Annotated in this window: 13 protein-coding genes; 3 read left to right on the plus strand and 10 right to left on the minus strand. The window is 61.3% G+C overall.

Annotated features, from left to right (window positions below):
- Window positions 1–17: 17 nt before the first annotated feature.
- The 8 genes from AO065_RS24750 to AO065_RS24785 all read right to left on the minus strand — a co-directional run bounded on the left by AO065_RS24750 (window position 18) and on the right by AO065_RS24785 (window position 8,330).
- Window positions 18–1,682: a BatD family protein gene (locus AO065_RS24750; RefSeq protein ID WP_004883859.1), complete on the minus strand. Its 1,665-nt coding sequence runs from the start codon at window positions 1,680–1,682 to the stop codon at window positions 18–20.
- Entirely contained in the window at window positions 1,679–3,397 is a 1,719-nt protein-coding gene (locus AO065_RS24755; protein WP_004883860.1) for a VWA domain-containing protein, read from the minus strand. Before AO065_RS24755 ends, AO065_RS24750 begins: the two co-directional genes overlap by 4 nt.
- Entirely contained in the window at window positions 3,394–4,452 is a 1,059-nt protein-coding gene (locus tag AO065_RS24760) for a vWA domain-containing protein (RefSeq protein WP_004883861.1), read from the minus strand. Before AO065_RS24760 ends, AO065_RS24755 begins: the two co-directional genes overlap by 4 nt.
- On the minus strand, window positions 4,445–4,939 hold the full coding sequence (locus AO065_RS24765; RefSeq protein ID WP_004883862.1) for a DUF4381 domain-containing protein: 495 nt from the start codon (window positions 4,937–4,939) through the stop codon (window positions 4,445–4,447). Before AO065_RS24765 ends, AO065_RS24760 begins: the two co-directional genes overlap by 8 nt.
- The gene (locus tag AO065_RS24770; RefSeq protein WP_004883863.1) at window positions 4,936–5,880 is read right to left on the minus strand and encodes a DUF58 domain-containing protein; all 945 of its coding nucleotides are present in this window, start codon (window positions 5,878–5,880) and stop codon (window positions 4,936–4,938) included. The genes AO065_RS24765 and AO065_RS24770 overlap by 4 nt, the downstream gene beginning before the upstream one ends.
- Before the next feature lie 4 nt (window positions 5,881–5,884).
- Entirely contained in the window at window positions 5,885–6,844 is a 960-nt protein-coding gene (locus AO065_RS24775; protein ID WP_004883864.1) for an AAA family ATPase, read from the minus strand.
- A 326-nt stretch (window positions 6,845–7,170) separates the two neighbouring features.
- Window positions 7,171–7,932, minus strand: a complete 762-nt coding sequence (locus AO065_RS24780) for an amidohydrolase family protein (protein WP_004883865.1) — start codon at window positions 7,930–7,932, stop codon at window positions 7,171–7,173.
- Window positions 7,933–7,970: 38 nt separating this feature from the next.
- Entirely contained in the window at window positions 7,971–8,330 is a 360-nt protein-coding gene (locus tag AO065_RS24785; protein ID WP_004883866.1) for a hypothetical protein, read from the minus strand.
- Window positions 8,331–8,712: 382 nt separating this feature from the next.
- Between AO065_RS24785 and AO065_RS24790 the strand changes: the two genes are divergently transcribed.
- Both AO065_RS24790 and AO065_RS24795 read left to right on the plus strand, forming a co-directional pair.
- Window positions 8,713–13,569 carry an NAD-glutamate dehydrogenase gene (locus AO065_RS24790; protein ID WP_004883867.1) on the plus strand — a complete coding sequence of 1,619 codons (4,857 nt, stop codon included), beginning with the start codon at window positions 8,713–8,715 and terminating at the stop codon, window positions 13,567–13,569.
- 151 nt (window positions 13,570–13,720) lie between these two features.
- Entirely contained in the window at window positions 13,721–14,266 is a 546-nt protein-coding gene (locus AO065_RS24795; RefSeq protein ID WP_004883868.1) for a DsbA family protein, read from the plus strand.
- On the opposite strand, the gene AO065_RS24800 is transcribed toward AO065_RS24795, so the two are convergent.
- On the minus strand, window positions 14,254–15,180 hold the full coding sequence (locus AO065_RS24800) for a DMT family transporter (protein ID WP_004883869.1): 927 nt from the start codon (window positions 15,178–15,180) through the stop codon (window positions 14,254–14,256). The two genes, AO065_RS24795 and AO065_RS24800, sit on opposite strands and share 13 nt — an antisense overlap.
- 93 nt (window positions 15,181–15,273) lie before the next feature.
- Between AO065_RS24800 and AO065_RS24805 the strand changes: the two genes are divergently transcribed.
- On the plus strand, window positions 15,274–16,605 hold the full coding sequence (locus AO065_RS24805) for an aminotransferase-like domain-containing protein (protein ID WP_004883870.1): 1,332 nt from the start codon (window positions 15,274–15,276) through the stop codon (window positions 16,603–16,605).
- Between the two features lie 244 nt (window positions 16,606–16,849).
- On the opposite strand, the gene acnB is transcribed toward AO065_RS24805, so the two are convergent.
- The gene (gene acnB, locus AO065_RS24810; protein ID WP_004883871.1) at window positions 16,850–19,450 is read right to left on the minus strand and encodes a bifunctional aconitate hydratase 2/2-methylisocitrate dehydratase; all 2,601 of its coding nucleotides are present in this window, start codon (window positions 19,448–19,450) and stop codon (window positions 16,850–16,852) included.
- Window positions 19,451–19,677: the final 227 nt, after the last annotated feature.

Raw genomic sequence — 19,677 nt, forward strand, 5'->3', positions numbered from 1 at the left:
GGTGGCCGGCTGCATCCTCACTTGGGATACAGCGGCGGCAACCCGGCATCGCCTGCCGGGTCCTGAATGTGTTCGGCGGCGGGCAGGGTGCGGATCGCACGCCACAGGTCCTCGCCCAGCCAGAGTTTTCCGGTCTCACTGTAGAGTGCGCCGTTCAGGCCATCCAGTGCATCGGACAGCGGCACGAAGCGGGCCGCCATGTCGGCCAGGGTTTCCGGTTGTTGGCGCGCCCAGGCATCCAGGGCCTGGCGCGTGGCCTGCGGGTCGTTGGCCAGACAGGCGCGCTTGAGATCGTCCAGCACAGTACGCGGGCTCGGGCCTGCCTGCACGGTTTTGGCGATTGCCGGCTGGCCGCGCGCGCGCCACCAGAGCAGGCAGGCCAGCAAGGTGGTGAAGGCAAAGAACAGCGTACTCATCTGCCACGGCCAGACCGGTGGGCCGATGACGGTCAGGCCACTCATGTCGTTGCTGACCGGTGTGTCAACGCCCAGTCCGGGATTGCCGCTGATCTGCAAGGTGCGGGCGGGCAGGCTGGTGTGCTCCAGGTGGTCTTCGCGGGTGTTCCACCAGGTGACTTCCACCGCAGGCAGATCAATCGCACCGGCGCGGGTGGGCACCAGCGCTTCGCGTTCTTCACGGGTGCCGATCAGGCCTCGCTCGCTGGGCAGGTTGCGCAGTTGCGGCTGGTCCGGATAACGGCGCAGGCCGGGTACTTCGGTGGGAGGCAAGGGCGGCAATTGCGCACCGGCCAGACCTTCGGCCTTGAGAATGAGGGTGCGTGTCAGTGAATCGCCGACCTGAGTCTTGCCCGGTTCCGGGCTCCAGCTCTCTTCAAGGCTGACGGTGCGGGCCGGAAGCCAAGGCACCTGAGTCGGGTAGTCCGCAGGCACTGCTCTGACGTTCAGCGGGATCTCGGCGGAACTGACGCGCATCACCTTGCCCGGTTGCGGGCCAAACGGATTGGCGTCCTGATTCGCTGCACTGCTGGCCTGAGGCTGCACTTGCGTCGCGCTGAACACCTGAGGCGGAATGGTCAAGACTCCGCTGTGCTGGGGATAGAGCGCATAGCGCATCTCGATGACCCCGTGGCGCACGCTGTTGATCAGCTTTTCGTAGGTCCGCGAATCGCCCAGCTTCTCGATGCGGGCGTCCGGCACCTGAAGCGGGCTGAGGCTGCTGTCGTCGAACAACTGCACGGAGTGGTAGATGCGCAGGGTCAGCACGACCTGGGCCTGAACGTAGACGCTGTCCTGATCCAGTGTTGCCTCGATGAACACCGGCGCCAGTTGCCGATCCTGTTCCTGCTCCCTGGGTTCGGTCTGAATCACTTGCAGGGTCAGCGGCTGGCTTTTCAGTTCGCCCAGTTGCAGAGAGGGAATCGTCACGCTGCCGGTCTGGCGGGGCAGCAGGGTGACGATCCAGCGCGTGGTCGCCTGATTGTTGGTGCCCAGGGTCGTCAGTCGGTTGACCTGACGGGTGTCGCGCACCTCGAAATCGCTGTCCAGCGCGGTCAGGTCGGGCTTGCCGAACTGCGTGACGTCGTCGGTTTCCAGCGTCAGCTCGAAGGTTTCCCCGGCGTTCAGCCGTGTGCGGTCGACGCTGGCCGTCAGTTCGGCCGCGTGTGACGACAGGACAGACAGGCTCAGCAGCAGGCCGGTCAATAAGGGGTACGCGCGACTCATCGGGTCTTTTCCTGATGTTGCTGTTCGTAGCGGAATTTGCGCCGCAGCAGTTCGCCCGGATCGTCCGGAATCTGTCTCAGCCACTGCTCCAGTTCCTGACGTCGTTCGCTGGGGACGGGACGGTCGGCAGGCTGCAGGGGCGGGCGAGTGGTCTGTTCATCGTCTGTCGATGGGCCGGAAGACTGCAGGCCGGACGTGTCCGGAGGCAGGCTTTCGCTGCCGTCGTCCTCACTTGGCCGGGCAGTGTCCTGTTCGGTGGGCGAGTGGCTGCTGGTCTGATCCTGCGTGCCATTCTGGCCTGCTTCATCCTGCTCGGGTTTTTCCGGTTTGTCCTGTTCGGGTTGAGCCGCATTGGCCTGATCCAGAAGATTCTGAACCAGTGCACGGTTGTTCACCGCTGCGGGGAAGTCCGGCTGCCGTTCGAGCGCCTGTTCATAGGCGTCCAGCGCCGCTTCCAGTTCGCCACTGCGGGCCAGCGCATTGCCACGGTTGTAATGATCGGCCGCTGTGTTTCCTTCAGCAAAGCGCTGTGCTGCGCTGGCGTAATCCCCGGCTTCGTAGAAGGCGATACCTTTCCACTGCGGGTCTTCAAAGCGTTGTGCCGCTTCTGCCGGTCGGCGCTGTTCCAGCAGGCGTTGACCCTGCTGATCCGGGCGCAGCCACAGGTCCTGAAATTCGAACGCCTGACTGGTCTGCGGAAACATGAACAGCAGCGGCAGGCAGAACAGCCAGCCGCGGCGACCCGCACAGGCGGCGATCAACAGCAGCGGCAGCAGAAACCAGTGACCCTGATCGGCCCAGGTGTCGAGCTGCACGATCTGCCCGTCGCTGCGCAGGCGTTGCGGGCTGGCGAGCAGGCCGAGGCTGCGCAGGTCCTCTTCATCAGCCCGCGCCTGACGGTAGCTGCCGCCGACCTGCTCGGCAAAGTCATTGAGGCTGGTGCTGTCCAGACGCGGCACCATGATCGCGCCCTGATCGTCCTTGAGCAGGCTGCCGTTTTCCTGAGTCACTGGAGCACCTTCGGCGGTTCCAATACCCAGTATCAACAAGGGCGGCGACTGACCGCGCAGGGCCTGACGGATGCCGTCGCGCTCCTGTTCACTCAAGGACGAGCCGATCAGCAGAATCCTGCCCTGGCCCAGCGCACCCTGCTTGAGCAGGTTCAGCGCCTTGACGACCGCCAGATCGGCACGCTGGCCCGGCATCGGCATGATCGACGGCCTGATCGCCTCCAGCAGGTTATGGCTGGTCACCAGATCGTCGGACAGCGGCACCAGCGTGTGGGCGCTGCCCGCGTAGACCACGATGGCGGTCTGTGAGTCGCTGCGCAGTTGCAACAGATCGAGCAGTTTGCGTCGCGCCTGTTCCAGACGTGTCGGGGCAATGTCGGTGGCGAGCATCTGCGGGGTGAGTTCCAGCACCACCACCAGCGGATCGACCGGCTTCTGGCTGATCTGCTCGACACGTTGCCAGCTGGGACCAAGCAGCGCGGCCAGCGCCAGCAGCCAGGCCAGCGCCAGTACCACCCACGGCAGTTTGCTGTTGCTGCCGCGACTGCCGTTCAGCAACACGGCATGAAATGCGGCGGGCAGGATGATCTGCCAGCGTCCGGCGCGTTTCTGCCGATGCCAGAGTTGCCAGATCAACAGCGCCAGCAAGGGCACGATCAGCAGCCACCATGGACGGAACCAGTGCGGCCAGAGGGAGGCGATCATCGCGACCTCCACAGACGTTCGACGCGCTCACGCCAGCCGAAAGCGCGCAGGCGAACAAGCGCCCGTTGCACGGCGTTGTTGGGCCACAGGCTGCGGATCACCAGCAACACGCTCATCAATAACGCCAATGACAAGGGCCACTGATACAGCACTTGCGCCGGGCGGGCCTGGGTGGGTTGCTGGGCGACCGGTTCGAGCGAGTCGAGGGTGGCGCGGATCTTTTCCAGTTGCTCGCCATCGCGGGCGCGGAAGTATTGGCCGCCGCTGAGGCTGGCAATGTCCTTGAGCGTAGGCTCATCCAGGTCCAGGCTTGGGTTCAGGCCCAGCAGTCCCTGGATGCCGCTTTTGTCGGGATCGGAGCCGATGCCGATGGTGTAGATCCGAACGCCTTCGTTTGCTGCCAGCCGTGCCGCCGTGATCGGGTCGATCTGCCCGCCGTTGTTGGCGCCATCGGTGACCAGCACCAGAACGCGGCTATTGGCCGGACGCAGGCGCAGGCGTTTGAGCGCAAGACCGATGGCGTCGCCGATGGCTGTGTTTTTGCCCGCGATGCCGATTTTCGCCTCGTCCAGCCAGATACGCACGGTGCGGCGGTCAAACGTCAGCGGGGCCTGAACGAAGGCCTGACTGCCGAACAGGATCAGGCCGACCCGATCACCCTGACGGCCTTCGAGAAAATCGCCCAGCAGATGCTGAACCAGCACCAGTCGGCTGACTTCGTCGCTCTGCCATTGCATGTCCGGGTAATCCATGGAACCGGAAACGTCCACGGCCACCAGCAGGTCGCGGCCGCTGGCAGCCACGGGAAGCGGCTCGCCCAGCCATTGCGGGCGGGCGGCGGCGATCAGCAGAAACAGCCAGATGAGCAGGAACGGCGAGCGCTGTCGCCACGCAGGCAGGTTGGCCTTGGCGCGCCGACCGCTCAAACCTTCGAGTTCGTTGAGGAAGCTGACCTTGAGCGCGGCTTCGCCGCTGTCGGCCATAGGCAACACGAAGCGCATCAGCCAGGGCAGCGGCAGCAGGGCGAAGACCCAGGGCCAGACGAACTCAAACATGTTTGCGAATCCAGATATCGACGGCCTGGGTCAGGCCGCTGATGGCCTTGTCATCGAGTTTGCATTCGGGTTTGTAGGCACCTTCAACAAGGATCATCCAGCGCGTCAGGCCTGCGGCCGGGCAGCGGTTATCGAGAAACGCCAGCCATTTACGACCGTTGAGGGTGTGGCTCTGGCTGTGTGGATAGTGGTTGCGGCACAGGCGTTTGAGCAGGCCGTTGATCTGTTGCAGCCAGGCTCCGGCGGGGGCGCCGTCATAGGGTTTGGGCAGGCTGGCCAGTTCCGCCAGCGCCGCGACCCGCACGGGGTCAAGCGGCTGCTCGCTGCGGCTTTTGCTGGCCTTGACCGGCAACAGCGTGCGCAGCCGCCAGATGCCCCAGCCCAGCGCGGGAATCAACAGCAACAGCAGCCACCAACCCGGCGCAGGAGGCCAGAAGCCGATGGCTTCAGGGGCGATCAGGGGTTGCAACTGATCCAGTGGATTCATTTGCGCTTCACCGGACGCTGGGCGTTGAGGTATTCACGCAATTGCTCGACCAGTTCGAACTGGGTGCTCAACGGCATCAGCAGCACGCGCAGTTTCTGGGCCAGCAGTTCCCAGCGCGCCGAGCGCTCCTCACCCTGAACGCGATAGGCCCGACGCAGTTCGGGATCAAGGGTGTCGAGTTCCAGTTGCGCGCCGCGCTCGGCGAATCGCAGCAGCCCGGCTGCAGGCAGCGCGCGGTCCAGGGGGTCGGACAGCGGCAGCAGCAACAAGTCGCTGTGGCGCGCCAGCAGGGTGAGTTGCTGCTCTGCGGCATCGGAAAGGGCGCGCTCGTCACAAAGCACGATCACCAGACTGCCGGGGCGCAGCACTTCACGGGCACGCCGCAGGGCGGTGCCGAACGCATCACGGTCGGCGGGGATTTCGGTGTGCAACGACTGATTGACCCGCACCAGCCGGTTGAGCAGCTGTAAGAGGCTCTGTTTGCTGCGCCGGGGTTTGATCTCGTAATGCTCGTTGTCGCCGAACACCAGCCCGCCCACCCGGTCATTGTGTTCCAGTGCGGCCCAGCCGATCAGCGCCGCCGCCTGTGCAGCCAGTACCGACTTGAACATCTGTCCGGAGCCGAAGAACAGGCGACGGCTCTGTTCCACCAGAATGAAAATCGGCCTCTCGCGTTCTTCGTGGAACAGTTTGGTGTGTGGCTCCTGCGTACGTGCGGTCACTCGCCAGTCGATGCTGCGCACATCGTCGCCTGCCTGATAGACCCGGACCTGATCGAAGTCCACCCCTCGGCCACGCAGCTTGGAGTGGTGCAGGCCGATCAGCGGGCTGCGCTGGCTAGGCGTGGAAAACAGCTGCACTTCCCGCACGCGATGGCGCATCTCGATCAGCTCGCTGAGCGTGACGCGAATGCCCGGTTGTGGGATCAGGTAGGGTTGCATGGGGTCAGGCGACGGCCACGACGTCGAGGATCCGCTGAATCACGCGGTCTTGATCGATGCCCGCAGCTTCGGCCTCGAACGACAGGATGATGCGGTGGCGTAGCACATCGAACAGCACCGCCTGAATGTCTTCCGGGCTGACGAAGTCGCGTCCCGCCAGCCAGGCATGGGCCCGTGCGCAGCGGTCCAGCGAGATCGAGCCACGCGGGCTGGCGCCATAGGCAATCCATTCGGCCAGCTCCTGATCGAACTTGGCCGGTGTGCGAGTGGCCATGACCAGTTGCACCAGGTATTCCTCAACCGCGTCGGCCATGTACAGACCGAGGATTTCCTTGCGGGCTGCGAAAATGGCCTGCTGGCTGACGCGCCGCTCCGGCTTGGTTTCGCCGTTCAGCGCTTCGCCGCGGGCCTGCTGCAGGATCTTGCGTTCGACGGCAGCATCCGGAAAGCCGATCTTGACATGCATCAGGAAGCGGTCGAGCTGTGCTTCAGGCAGGGGATAGGTGCCTTCCTGCTCGATAGGGTTCTGGGTCGCCATGACCAGAAACAGCGGCGAAAGATCATAGGTACTGCGCCCGACACTGACCTGACGCTCGGCCATGGCCTCGAGCAGAGCCGACTGGACCTTGGCTGGCGCGCGGTTGATTTCGTCCGCCAGCACCAGATTGTGGAAGATCGGACCCTGCTGGAACACGAAGCTGCCGGTTTCCGGACGATAGATCTCGGTGCCGGTGATGTCGGCAGGCAGCAGGTCGGGGGTGAATTGAATGCGATGAAACTGTGCTTCGATGCCTTCTGCCAGCTCCTTGATGGCCTTGGTCTTGGCAAGGCCCGGTGCTCCTTCGACGAGCATGTGGCCGTCGGCAAGCAGGGCGATGAGCAGGCGTTCGATCAGCTTTTCCTGGCCGAGGATTTGCGTTGAAAGAAATGTTCGCAGCGCAATCAGCGCCTCACGATGTTCCATCGGTGACTGTTCCTGGCAGGGTAATCAGCCGCGTCGGGCGACAGCAGGCTGGGGGCGTTACTTTAATTCATTCGGACAGGTATCGACTAACGACTCTGGGGTTTTTTATGAAGTTTAGAGATAGTTCATACGTTTAGATGGGAATTGTCCTACATGTTTTGTCTGCTCTTTGTAGGAAGTTACAGGCGAGAGCTACTTTCAACAGTAATTCCCTCATGTCTGACCGGCCGCAGACTTGCAGCTGACAAATGACTGTGGGAGGCCTGACCGGCCCTTTGGCGTAGCGCTGTCGCGCAGCTCCCACGTAAACGTTTTCATTCAGCAGATCACGTATTGTTTGATGACAGCCGATAAAACGCCGCAGCATTTCCCCACAACACGTTTTGCGCAGCCGCCTCACCCAGCGCCTCCACTACCAGATCGATATCACCCGGCTCGAACGGCCGGGGTGCGCGGGTGGAGGGCAGGTCGGTGCCGAACATCAGGGCGTCGGGGTTGGCTGCGTGGATGTCCTTCAAAATCGCTGGCACAGCAAAGTCGACCCGCCCGAAACCGCAGGCCTTGATCCGCACGCCATGCTCGGCCAGACGCAGCAACACAGGCAGGCCTTCGGCACTCAGCCCCAGATGATCGATGCTCACGGCAGGCAGCCTGAGCAGGCGGGTTTCGATGTCGGCCAACTCGCGTGAGTCGATATACAGCTCCGAATGCCAGCCGAGCAGATCGTGAACCCGCAGCGCCAGGGCTTCCAGTTGATCGAGCTGTTCAGACCCGCCCCGCTTCAGATTGAAACGCAGGGCCCGTACGCCAGAGGCGTTGAGCATTTCCAGTTTCGCATCCGTGACACTGGATGGCAACTGAGTCACGCCGACGAAATTCGCACCCAGCCGTTTCAGTGCCGCGAGCAGGTAACTCTGATCAAAGCCCTGAAACGATCCCGAAACCACGGCACCGCCAATCACGCCCAAGGGTTCGACCTGCGCCAGATAGTCGCTCACCCGGAACGGCTCCGGCAGGAAACCATTGTTGGCCTGAAGCGGATAACCGGGGTCGATGATGTGGCAGTGGGCGTCGAAAATGGCGGGCATGACGGGCTCCTTGTTGTCCGGGACGACGATGGGTCTGATCAGGCGAGTTCGCTTACGTAGCTGCCCACATCTTTCAGAATGATCTGCAGGGTTTCCTCGACCTCGTGCAGTTCGCCTGCCGAGGTGCTGTGCAGGATTTCGTAACGCTCATGGCCGTCCAGTTGCTTGCCGTCCGCAGGATCGATTTCCAGCAGCAGGCGTTCGGCACTGAAGGTCACTTTCAGCGTCGAGACCGTATGTGTCCTGTCGTCGCGAACGGTGATTTCCACTTCGTTTTCATCGGGAAAACGACTCAGCGAGAACAACTCACCGTTCTCGCTGTGGCAGCAGAGCAGGGCCATGTTGTCGTATTCGTCATCGCAGGGATTGACGATAAGGCTGGCAGTCTTGATGAGCATGGTCGGGTTCCGGTTTTTCGAAAGTGGGCGGGCAGGACGGATTTTGCCAGTCCGCGAGACATTTTGTCGGCCATTAATTGGCACTTTCGTGCCGATTGACCGGCTAGGCGATGACCGAATATGTCGCAGCCTCGTAAGTAGTGTCCGGTCCGCTGTCGTTAAGCTGCACCAAAGGCGTGCGCGCACGGAGCTTTCGAGCTTCATGCTTCTTTTTTAATGACATGCACTGCGACATTCAAATGTGACTACCCTGACACGACAGGCGTTAGTACTTTAGCTTTACACTCGATCAGGTGGTGTCCATTCAACCGGACGCCGGTACACCCGGATCACAACACCTTCTTCAAGCCTCCCCAATAAAAGCCAAAGCGGAGTACCACAGATGGCGTTCTTCACCGCAGCCAGCAAGTCCGATTTCCAGCATCAACTGCAATCGGCACTGGCTCAGCACATCAGCGAGCAGGCACTGCCACAAGTGGCGCTGTTCGCTGAACAGTTCTTCGGCATCATTTCACTGGATGAACTCACACAGCGTCGACTGTCCGACCTCGCGGGCTGCACACTGTCCGCCTGGCGCCTGCTCGAGCGTTTCGAACACGCCCATCCTCAGGTCCGCGTCTACAACCCCGATTACGAGCGTCACGGATGGCAGTCGACTCACAGCGCCGTCGAAGTGCTGCATCATGACCTTCCGTTTCTCGTCGATTCCGTACGCACCGAGCTGAACCGTCGCGGTTACAGCATCCACACCCTGCAAACCACCGTCCTGAGCGTGCGACGCGGCCCGAATGGCCAGTTGCTCGAACTGCTGCCAAAAGGCACGACCGGCGACGACGTGTTGCAGGAATCGCTGATGTACCTGGAGATCGACCGCTGCGCCAACGCCAGCGAGTTGAACGTGCTGGCCCGCGAGCTGGAGCAGGTGCTCGGCGAAGTCCGCGCCGCTGTCGAAGATTTCGAGCCGATGAAGGCGCGCCTGCGTGACCTGCTTGTCAGCATCGACGCCAACGAATCCAACACCGACGTCGAAGAAAAGGCCGAAATCAAGGTTTTCCTTGAATGGCTGGTGGATAACCATTTCACCTTCCTGGGCTATGAAGAATTCCAGGTCAGCAACGACGCCGATGGTGGGCAACTGATCTACGACGAATCCTCGTTCCTGGGCCTGACCAAGCTGCTGCGTCCGGGCCTGAGCCGCGAAGAACTGCACATCGAAGACTACGCAGTGAAATACCTGCAAGAGCCGATGCTGCTGTCGTTCGCCAAGGCTGCCGTGCCAAGCCGCGTGCATCGTCCGGCCTATCCTGACTTCGTCTCGATCCGTCAGATCGACGCGTCGGGCAAGGTCATCAAGGAATGCCGTTTCATGGGCCTCTACACCTCGTCGGTGTACGGCGAGAGTGTCAGGCAGATTCCTTATATCCGTCGCAAGGTCGCGGAAGTCGAGCGTCGTTCCGGTTTCGATGCCAAGGCGCACCTGGGCAAGGAACTGGCGCAGGTGGTCGAAGTGCTGCCCCGCGACGATCTGTTCCAGACGCCGGTGGACGAACTGTTCAGCACCGTCATGTCCATTGTGCAGATCCAGGAGCGCAACAAGATTCGCGTGTTCCTGCGCAAGGACCCGTACGGCCGTTTCTGCTACTGCCTGGCCTACGTGCCGCGTGACGTGTATTCCACCGAAGTAAGGCAGAAGATCCAGCAGGTGCTGATGGATCGCCTGAAAGCCAGCGATTGCGAATTCTGGACGTTCTTCTCCGAATCCGTGCTGGCCCGCGTGCAGCTGATTCTGCGTGTGGACCCGAAGGTCAATCTGGAAATCGACGTCGCCCAGCTGGAAAACGAGGTCATTCAGGCCTGCCGTTCCTGGAAGGACGACTACGCAAGTCTCGTGGTCGAAAGCTTCGGCGAAGCACACGGCACCAACGTGCTGGCGGACTTCCCGAAAGGCTTCCCGGCAGGCTATCGCGAGCGTTTCGCAGCGCATTCGGCCGTGGTCGACATGCAGCATGTGCTGAGCCTCAGCGAAAGCAATCCGTTGGTGATGAGCTTCTACCAGCCACTGGCCGGTGGTCGTCAGCAACTGCACTGCAAGCTGTACCACGCCGATACGCCGCTGGCGCTGTCTGACGTACTGCCGATTCTTGAGAACCTCGGCCTGCGTGTGCTGGGTGAATTCCCGTATCGCCTGCACCACGCCAACGGTCGCGAATTCTGGATTCACGATTTCGCCTTTACCTACGGCGAAGGCCTGAACCTCGATATTCAGCAGCTCAACGACACGTTGCAGGACGCTTTCGTGCACATCGTCAGCGGCGACGCCGAGAACGATGCGTTCAACCGTCTGGTGCTGACTGCCGGTCTGCCATGGCGCGACGTGGCGCTGCTGCGTGCCTATGCCCGCTACCTGAAGCAGATTCGTCTGGGCTTCGACCTGGGCTATATCGCCAGCACGTTGAACAACCACACCGATATCGCCCGTGAACTGACGCGTCTGTTCAAGACTCGTTTCTATCTGGCGCGCAAACTGGGTTCGGACGATCTGGACGACAAGCAACTGCGTCTGGAACAGGCCATCCTGACCGCGCTGGACGATGTTCAGGTGCTCAACGAAGACCGCATCCTGCGTCGTTACCTGGACCTGATCAAGGCGACCCTGCGGACCAACTTCTACCAGACCGATGCCAACGGCCAGAACAAGGGCTACTTCAGCTTCAAGTTCAACCCGCGTCTGATCCCCGAACTGCCGAAGCCGGTGCCCAAGTTCGAGATTTTCGTTTATTCGCCACGCGTCGAAGGCGTGCACCTGCGTTTCGGCAACGTGGCGCGCGGCGGCCTGCGCTGGTCGGATCGTGAAGAAGACTTCCGTACCGAAGTGCTGGGCCTGGTAAAAGCCCAGCAGGTGAAAAACTCGGTCATCGTGCCGGTCGGCGCCAAGGGCGGTTTCGTGCCGCGCCGTCTGCCGACCACTGGCAACCGCGACGAAGTCCAGGCTGAGGCAATCGCCTGCTACCGCATCTTCATCTCGGGTCTGCTGGACATCACCGACAACCTCAAGGAAGGCGTGCTGGTGCCGCCGGTCAACGTAGTTCGCCACGATGACGACGACCCGTACCTGGTCGTTGCGGCGGACAAAGGCACTGCGACCTTCTCCGACATCGCCAACGGCATCGCGATCGACTACGGCTTCTGGCTGGGCGACGCGTTCGCGTCCGGCGGTTCGGCCGGTTATGACCACAAGAAGATGGGCATCACTGCCAAGGGCGCCTGGGTTGGCGTGCAGCGTCACTTCCGTGAGCGCGATATCAACGTTCAGCAGGACAGCATCAGCGTGATTGGCATCGGCGACATGGCCGGTGACGTGTTCGGTAACGGCCTGTTGATGTCCGACAAGCTGCAACTGGTCGCAGCCTTCAACCATCTGCACATCTTCATCGACCCGAATCCGGACCCGGCCACCAGCTTTGTCGAACGTCAGCGTCTGTTCGACCTGCCGCGTTCGGCCTGGACCGACTACGACACCAGCATCATGTCTGCGGGCGGCGGTATTTTCCCGCGCAGCGCCAAGAGCATCGCCGTCACCGAACAGATGAAGGCACGCTTTGACATCAAGGCCGACAAGCTGACCCCGACCGAATTGCTGCACGCGCTGCTCAAGGCGCCAGTGGACCTGTTGTGGAACGGCGGCATTGGTACGTACGTGAAGTCCAGCGAAGAGTCCCACGCGGATGTCGGCGACAAGGCCAACGACGCGCTGCGTGTCGACGGCAACGAGCTGCGCTGCAAGGTGGTGGGCGAGGGCGGCAACCTGGGCATGACCCAGCTGGGCCGTGTCGAGTTCGGCCTCAATGGCGGCGCGACCAACACCGACTTCATCGACAACGCCGGTGGTGTGGACTGCTCCGACCACGAAGTGAACATCAAGATCCTGCTCAACGAAGTGGTGCAGGCTGGCGACATGACCGAGAAGCAGCGCAACCAGCTGCTTGAAAGCATGACCGACGAAGTCGGCCATCTGGTGCTGGGCAACAACTACAAGCAGACGCAGGCGCTGTCGCTGGCCGCTCGCCGCGCCTACGACCGCATTGCCGAATACAAGCGTCTGATGAACGACCTGGAAGCCCGTGGCAAGCTGGACCGTGCCATCGAGTTCCTGCCGGCCGAAGACCAGATCGTCGAGCGCGTATCGGCCGGTCATGGCCTGAGCCGTGCCGAGCTGTCGGTGCTGATCTCCTACAGCAAGATCGACCTCAAGGAAGCGTTGCTGGAATCCCGTGTTCCGGATGACGACTACCTGGCACGTGACATGGAAACCGCGTTCCCGCCATCGCTGAGCGCCAAGTTCTCCGTTGCCATGCGCGGTCACCGTCTGAAGCGCGAAATCGTCAGCACCCAGATCGCCAACGACCTGGTCAACCACATGGGTATCACGTTCGTGCAGCGACTCAAAGAGTCGACCGGCATGAGCGCTGCCAACGTGGCCGGTGCCTACGTGATCGTGCGTGACATCTTCCACCTCCCGCACTGGTTCCGTCAGATCGAAGCGCTGGACTACAAGGTGTCGGCAGAAATCCAGCTGTCGCTGATGGATGAGCTGATGCGTCTGGGTCGTCGTGCCACGCGCTGGTTCCTGCGCAGCCGTCGCAACGAACTGGATGCCGGTCGTGACGTGGCACACTTCGGTCCGCACATCGCCGCACTGGGTCTCAAGCTCGACGAACTGCTGGAAGGTCCGACCCGTGAAGTCTGGCAGGCGCGTTATCAGGCCTATGTCGAAGCCGGTGTGCCCGAGTTGCTGGCGCGCATGGTGGCGGGCACCACGCACCTGTACACGCTGCTGCCGATCATCGAAGCCTCCGACGTCACCGGGCAGAACGCTGCCGACGTGGCCAAGGTGTACTTCGCCGTAGGCAGTGCGCTGGACGTGACCTGGTATCTGCAGCAGATCAGCAGCCTGCCGGTGGAAAACAACTGGCAGGCCCTGGCCCGCGAAGCGTTCCGCGACGACATCGACTGGCAACAGCGGGCGATCACCGTATCGGTCCTGCAGATGCCGGACGGTCCATCGGACGTGGAAGAGCGTCTGGCGCTGTGGCTCGAACAGCACGCCCTCATGGTCGAGCGCTGGCGCGCCATGCTGGTCGAACTGCGTGCCGCCAGCGGCACCGACTACGCCATGTACGCCGTCGCCAACCGCGAGTTGCTGGACCTGGCCATGAGCGGACAAGCCATCACGGTGTGATGGCTTGATCGGCCTGTAAGCAGACTAAAAACCCCGCATCGAGAGATGTGGGGTTTTTTTTGCTTTGGAGGTACGTTGCTCATTACGGGTCTGAGCATTTACACGAACAGCGGGGTCAATACCCCATCATCCATTTCACGGGAGAGTAAACATGCAGGCAGACGCACTCACATGGGGCCACGGCCCTCGCATTCTGGAAGTGTTCCTTGAGCCCACGTGCCCGTTCTCGGTCAAGGCTTTTCGCAAGCTCGACAAGCTGCTCGAACAGGCTGGCGAAGATCGCCTCACGATCAAAATTCGTCTCCAGTCCCAGCCGTGGCACATGTTTTCCGGCGTCATCGTGCGCTGCATCCTGGCCGCTTCGACCTTTGAAGGCGGCAGGAATACGGCCAAGGCCGTGATGGCAGCCGTTGCTGCGCATCGCGCCGAATTCGAATTCGAGCACCACGCCAGCGGGCCTAATCTGGACGCCACGCCGAACGACATCATTGCCCGCCTGGAAGGCTACAGCGGCGTCCAGCTGGCCGAAGTGTTCGCACAGCCCGAGCTTGAGCACATCATCAAATGGCACTGCAAATACGCCCGGCAGAATGGCATTCATGTGTCTCCGACCTTTATGGTCGACGGTCTGGTGCAGCCTGCCATGAGCAGTGGCGATGCGATGGAACAGTGGCTTTCGCAGCTTCAGCTCGATTGAGGGGCGCTTCGTCGGGGTTTATTGGAAAATCTCCTGGCCCCGGCGACGCAACCGATCACTGCAACCGTGACACCCAGCATGCCCAGGCTGACAGGTTCATCGAGCAATAGGGCGGCCAACGCCAGGCCGAAGAACGGTTGCAGCAGTTGAAGTTGGCCGATCGCGGCAATGCCGCCCTGTGCCAGCCCTCGATACCAGAACACGAAGCCGATCAGCATGCTGAAAACCGAGACGTAGAACAGGCTGCTCCAGGCCCCGACAGCTATTCCTGACAGTGAAGAGGGCGCGCTGATCAACGCCAGTGGCAACATCACGGGAAGGGCGATGACCAGTGCCCAACAAATGACCTGCCAGCCGCCCAAGTCTCTCGACAGTCTGGCGCCTTCTGCATAACCCAGCCCGCAGACGATAATAGCCAGCAGCATCAGGCCGTCTCCTGTTGCTGATGTGCTGATGTCTTGAGACAGCGCAAATCCCACCACCATGGCACTGCCCAGAATCGAGAACAGCCAGAACGCACGACCGGGGCGTTCACCGCCGCGCAGCACGCCGAAGACGGCTGTCGCCAATGGCAACAGACCAATGAAGACGATGGAGTGCGCCGAGGTGACGTGCTTCAGCGCCAACGCGGTCAGCAACGGAAAGCCCAGCACCACGCCTGTGGCGACGATGCACAGCGAAAACAGCTGATGCTTTGCCGGGCGTTTTTCCCTGAGTGCCACGAGCATGCCGATTGCCAGCGTTGCGGCAATGGTGGCGCGGGCAAAGGTCAGGAACAGCGGGTCGAATTCCATGACGGCAACCCGTGTGGCAGGTAACGAGCCGCTGAAGATCAACACACCGATCAGGCCGTTCAGCCATCCGCTGCCTTTTGTATGAGCGTTCTTATGGAGTGGGTTCAAAGCCTGTTCCATGGGTTTTTCTCACGGCTGTTCAATCGGTGGGGATTGAGTCATCGTAGGGCTGCAATTCAATACAATCAAAAAATCGTCATGGATACATTTACGATGGCTGTCGCGCGTTACAAATCGGTAGTGGATCAGCTGGCAGCGGATATTCGTGGCGGAAAACTGCTGCCGGGCACGCGTCTGCCTACCCATCGCCAGTTGGCGGCAGACCATGGGTTGGCGTTGGCGACAGCCACGCGGGTTTATGCCGAGCTCGAAGCAATGGGGTTGGTCAGCGGTGAGGTCGGGCGTGGCACCTTCGTACGCGAAACTACGCTTTCACCGGGGCTTGGCATTGATCAGAAGGCCTTGGCCATCGGCATGATCGACTTCAATTTCAATTATCCGTCACTGCCCGGTCAGGCCGAGCTGTTGCGCATGGCATTACGGCAACTGGCTTTGTCAGGTGATCTGGATTCGTTGTTGCGTTATCAGCCCCATGCCGGACGTACGCATGAACGTGCCGCGGTTGCGCGACATCTGAGCGTACGGGGGCTGACGGTAGAACCTGAGCAGATACTGATCGTCAACGGCGCGCAACAGGGGCTCGCAGTTGCGTTGATGGCTATGCTCAAACCGGGTGATGTAATCGCTGCCGATGCGCTCACTTACTCCGGATTCAAGGTGCTGGCGCAGGCGCTGCATCTGGAGGTGGTGCCGACTCCTGCGGGGGCTGAAGGGCCTGATCTGGAGGCATTGGAGTATTTGTGTCGGAGTCGGCGGATAAAAGCACTGTACATGATGCCGACGCTGCACAATCCGCTCGGCTGGGTGATGAGTCTCGAGGTACGTGAACAGTTGGTGGTCTTGGCGAGAAAACACGACCTGCTGATCGTTGAAGACGCGGCGTATGCGTTCCTGGCTGACAACCCTCCAGTACCGCTGGCACAGCTTGCTCCAGAGCGGACGGTCTATGTGTCGGGGCTTTCCAAGAGCGTCGCTACCGGGTTGCGCGTAGGGTTCGTCGCCGCGCCTCTCGACAAGGTGTCCGCGATGGAGCGAACCATTCGTGCGACCACCTGGAACACGCCAGGCGTGCTGACAGCCATTGCGACCGGCTGGCTTGAAGATGGCACCGTCCTGAAGCTCGAGGCAGAGAAACGACTCGATGCCGAGGCCCGACAAGCAGTGGCTCGCGAGGTGCTTGAAGGCATTGAGTTCGTCGGTCACCCCTCGTCCTATTTTTTATGGCTGCCGTTACCTGAGGATGCCCGCGCCGACCAGATCGCCTTGGCCTTGTTGCAGGAAAAGGTCGCTGTATCGACCGCCGAGCCTTTCTCGATATCCACCAGCGCGCCGCATGCACTGCGACTGGCGTTAGGGTCGGTGAGCATGGATGAACTGCGGGACGGGCTGGGTAGGGTGAAGCGGATTATCGAGGTTTATCTGTAGCCTTATTATTTTGAGGATTCAGCAAATTCGTGTTTCGCGTCTGAGTTCCATGTGACGCGGAGAGTCACGGCTGCATGCCCACGCGGAGCGTTGGCACGATCAGTCTTCGACCCCTCACCGATCGTTCCTCACGCTCCAGCGTGGGAATGCCTCTCTGGACGCTCTGCGTCCGCTTTTTCTGCTTTATCGAAGGTATAAAAAAACCCCGCACAAGGCGGGGTTCTTTCAACGCTGTGTTTCGCTATTACGCTTGAACAACCGGGATGTTGGCGTTCGCTGCGGCTTCACGGAACTCGGCGATCTGATCGAAGCTCAGGTAGCGGTACACGTCCGCTGCCATGGTGTCGATCTGTTGCGCGTAGCCCATGTACTCCTCGACGGTCGGCAGGCGACCCAGGATCGATGCGACGGACGCCAGCTCGGCCGAGGCCAGGTAGACGTTCGCGCCGTCACCCAGACGGTTCGGGAAGTTACGGGTCGACGTCGATACCACTGTCGAGTTCGGCTCTACACGTGCCTGGTTACCCATGCACAGCGAGCAGCCCGGCATTTCCATGCGCGCGCCAGCCTTGCCGTAGATGCCGTAGTAGCCTTCTTCGGTCAACTGGTGAGCGTCCATCTTGGTCGGCGGCGACAGCCACAGGCGTGTCGGCAGTTGCCCTTTGACCTGATCCAGCAACTTGCCCGCAGCGCGGAAGTGGCCGATGTTGGTCATGCAGGAGCCGATGAACACTTCGTCGATCTTCTCGCCCTGTACCGAAGACAGCAGGCGGGCATCGTCCGGGTCGTTCGGCGCGCAGAGCACAGGCTCTTTGACGTCGGCCAGGTCGATCTCGATGATTTCAGCGTACTCGGCGTCCTTGTCGGCTTCCAGCAGCTCTGGGTTGGCAACCCAAGCTTCCATCGCCTGAGCACGGCGCTCCAGGGTGCGTGGATCACCGTAACCCTGTTCGATCATCCAGCGCAGCAGCGTGATGTTCGAGTTCAGGTATTCGATGATCGGCTCTTTGGCCAGCTTGATGGTGCAACCGGCAGCCGAACGTTCGGCCGACGCGTCGGACAGCTCGAAAGCCTGCTCGATGCTCAGGTTGTCCAGGCCTTCGATTTCCAGAATGCGGCCAGAGAACGCGTTCTTCTTGCCTTTCTTCTCTACGGTCAGCAGGCCAGCCTGAATTGCGTAGTAAGGAATGGCGTGAACCAGGTCGCGCAGGGTGATGCCAGGCTGCATCTTGCCCTTGAAGCGAACCAGGATCGACTCAGGCATGTCCAGCGGCATGACGCCAGTGGCGGCAGCAAACGCAACCAGACCGGAACCGGCCGGGAAGGAGATACCGATCGGGAAGCGGGTGTGCGAGTCACCACCGGTGCCGACGGTGTCCGGCAGCAGCATGCGGTTCAGCCAGCTGTGGATGATGCCGTCGCCCGGACGCAGGGAAACGCCGCCACGGGTCATGATGAAGTCAGGCAGCGTGTGGTGCGTCTTGACGTCGATCGGCTTCGGATAGGCCGCGGTGTGGCAGAAGGACTGCATGACCAGATCGGTCGAGAAGCCCAGGCAGGCCAGGTCTTTCAGCTCGTCGCGGGTCATCGGGCCAGTGGTGTCCTGGGAGCCGACGGTGGTCATTTTCGGTTCGCAGTAGGTGCCCGGACGGATACCTTCCACGCCGCACGCCTTGCCGACCATCTTCTGCGCCAGGGTGAAACCCTTGGTGCTTTCGGCTGGCTGGTCAGGCGTCTTGAACAGGTCGAAGGCTGGCAGGCCCAGTTCGGCACGTGCCTTGCTGGTCAGGCCACGGCCGATGATCAGCGGGATACGGCCACCGGCGCGGACTTCGTCCAACAGCACCGGGGTCTTCATTTCGAAGGTGGTGATGACTTCGTCGCTGTCGTGCTTGCAGACTTTGCCCGCGTACGGGTAAACGTCGATCACATCGCCCATGTTGATGTTCGAGACATCGAACTCGATCGGCAGGGCGCCTGCGTCTTCCATGGTGTTGTAGAAGATTGGAGCGATCTTGCTGCCGAAGCAGAAACCACCGGCGCGCTTGTTCGGCACGTAAGGAACGTCGTCGCCGAAGAACCACAGTACCGAGTTGGTCGCCGATTTACGCGAGGAACCGGTACCGACCACGTCACCGACGTAGGCGATAGGGAAACCTTGGCCGCGCATTTCTTCGATCTGCTTCATCGGGCCGATGGAGCCCTGTACGTCCGGAACGATACCTTCACGGGCCATTTTCAGCATGGCCAGAGCGTGCAGCGGGATGTCTGGACGCGACCAGGCATCAGGCGCTGGCGACAGGTCGTCGGTGTTGGTTTCGCCGGTGACCTTGAAGACGCGCAGGCTGATCTTGTCGGCCAGCGTCGGGCGCTTCTTGAACCACTCGCCGTCGGCCCAGGACTGAACGACTGCCTTGGCGTGAGCGTTGCCGCTCTTGGCTTTTTCGGCCACGTCGTGGAAGGCGTCGAACATCAGCAGCGTGTGCTTGAGCTGTTCGGCAGCGACCGGCGCCAGAGTAGCGTCGTCGAGCAGGTCAACCAGCGTGACGATGTTGTAGCCGCCCTGCATGGTGCCCAGCAGTTCGGTTGCACGTTTTTTGTCGATCAGGGGAGAAGTGGCTTCGCCCTTGGCCAGGGCAGACAGGAAACCGGCCTTGACGTAGGCAGCCTCGTCAACGCCTGGTGGAACGCGATTGGTGATCAGATCGACAAGGAAAGCTTCTTCGCCAGCCGGGGGATTTTTCAGCAGCTCAATAAGGCCTGCGGTTTGTTCGGCGTTAAGCGGCTGGGGCACGATACCCTGGGCGGCACGCTCTTCGATGTGTTTACGGTAGGCTTCAAGCACAGTATTACCCTCATCAGTGGTCCCAAATGGGTGTCCGGGACGCTCATCCAGAAATTGTCCGTACCCACGCAAGACTTTGGAGCCTTGTTGGCAGGGTGTCGGCAATTCCTAACAGAAGCTGTTTTCAAAGTTTTACGCCTGCAGGACGGGGAGGAGAGGCGGTCGACACGGCCATCCGTGATGAGGGGATGGCCTGTCGACGCCGCACTGCGGGATTAACTTGACTG

It is taken from the genome of Pseudomonas viridiflava, assembly GCF_001642795.1.
Lineage (GTDB): Bacteria > Pseudomonadota > Gammaproteobacteria > Pseudomonadales > Pseudomonadaceae > Aquipseudomonas > Aquipseudomonas viridiflava.

Excerpts from the sequence above, each read along its gene's own strand:
- AO065_RS24750 (WP_004883859.1), bottom strand. The coding sequence starts at position 1,682 with ATGAGTCGCGCGTACCCCTTATTGACCGGCCTGCTGCTGAGCCTGTCT.
- AO065_RS24755 (WP_004883860.1), bottom strand. The coding sequence starts at position 3,397 with ATGATCGCCTCCCTCTGGCCGCACTGGTTCCGTCCATGGTGGCTGCTG.
- AO065_RS24760 (WP_004883861.1), bottom strand. The coding sequence starts at position 4,452 with ATGTTTGAGTTCGTCTGGCCCTGGGTCTTCGCCCTGCTGCCGCTGCCC.
- AO065_RS24765 (WP_004883862.1), bottom strand. The coding sequence starts at position 4,939 with ATGAATCCACTGGATCAGTTGCAACCCCTGATCGCCCCTGAAGCCATC.
- AO065_RS24770 (WP_004883863.1), bottom strand. The coding sequence starts at position 5,880 with ATGCAACCCTACCTGATCCCACAACCGGGCATTCGCGTCACGCTCAGC.
- AO065_RS24775 (WP_004883864.1), bottom strand. The coding sequence starts at position 6,844 with ATGGAACATCGTGAGGCGCTGATTGCGCTGCGAACATTTCTTTCAACG.
- AO065_RS24780 (WP_004883865.1), bottom strand. The coding sequence starts at position 7,932 with ATGCCCGCCATTTTCGACGCCCACTGCCACATCATCGACCCCGGTTAT.
- AO065_RS24785 (WP_004883866.1), bottom strand. The coding sequence starts at position 8,330 with ATGCTCATCAAGACTGCCAGCCTTATCGTCAATCCCTGCGATGACGAA.
- AO065_RS24790 (WP_004883867.1), top strand. The coding sequence starts at position 8,713 with ATGGCGTTCTTCACCGCAGCCAGCAAGTCCGATTTCCAGCATCAACTG.
- AO065_RS24795 (WP_004883868.1), top strand. The coding sequence starts at position 13,721 with ATGCAGGCAGACGCACTCACATGGGGCCACGGCCCTCGCATTCTGGAA.
- AO065_RS24800 (WP_004883869.1), bottom strand. The coding sequence starts at position 15,180 with ATGGAACAGGCTTTGAACCCACTCCATAAGAACGCTCATACAAAAGGC.
- AO065_RS24805 (WP_004883870.1), top strand. The coding sequence starts at position 15,274 with ATGGCTGTCGCGCGTTACAAATCGGTAGTGGATCAGCTGGCAGCGGAT.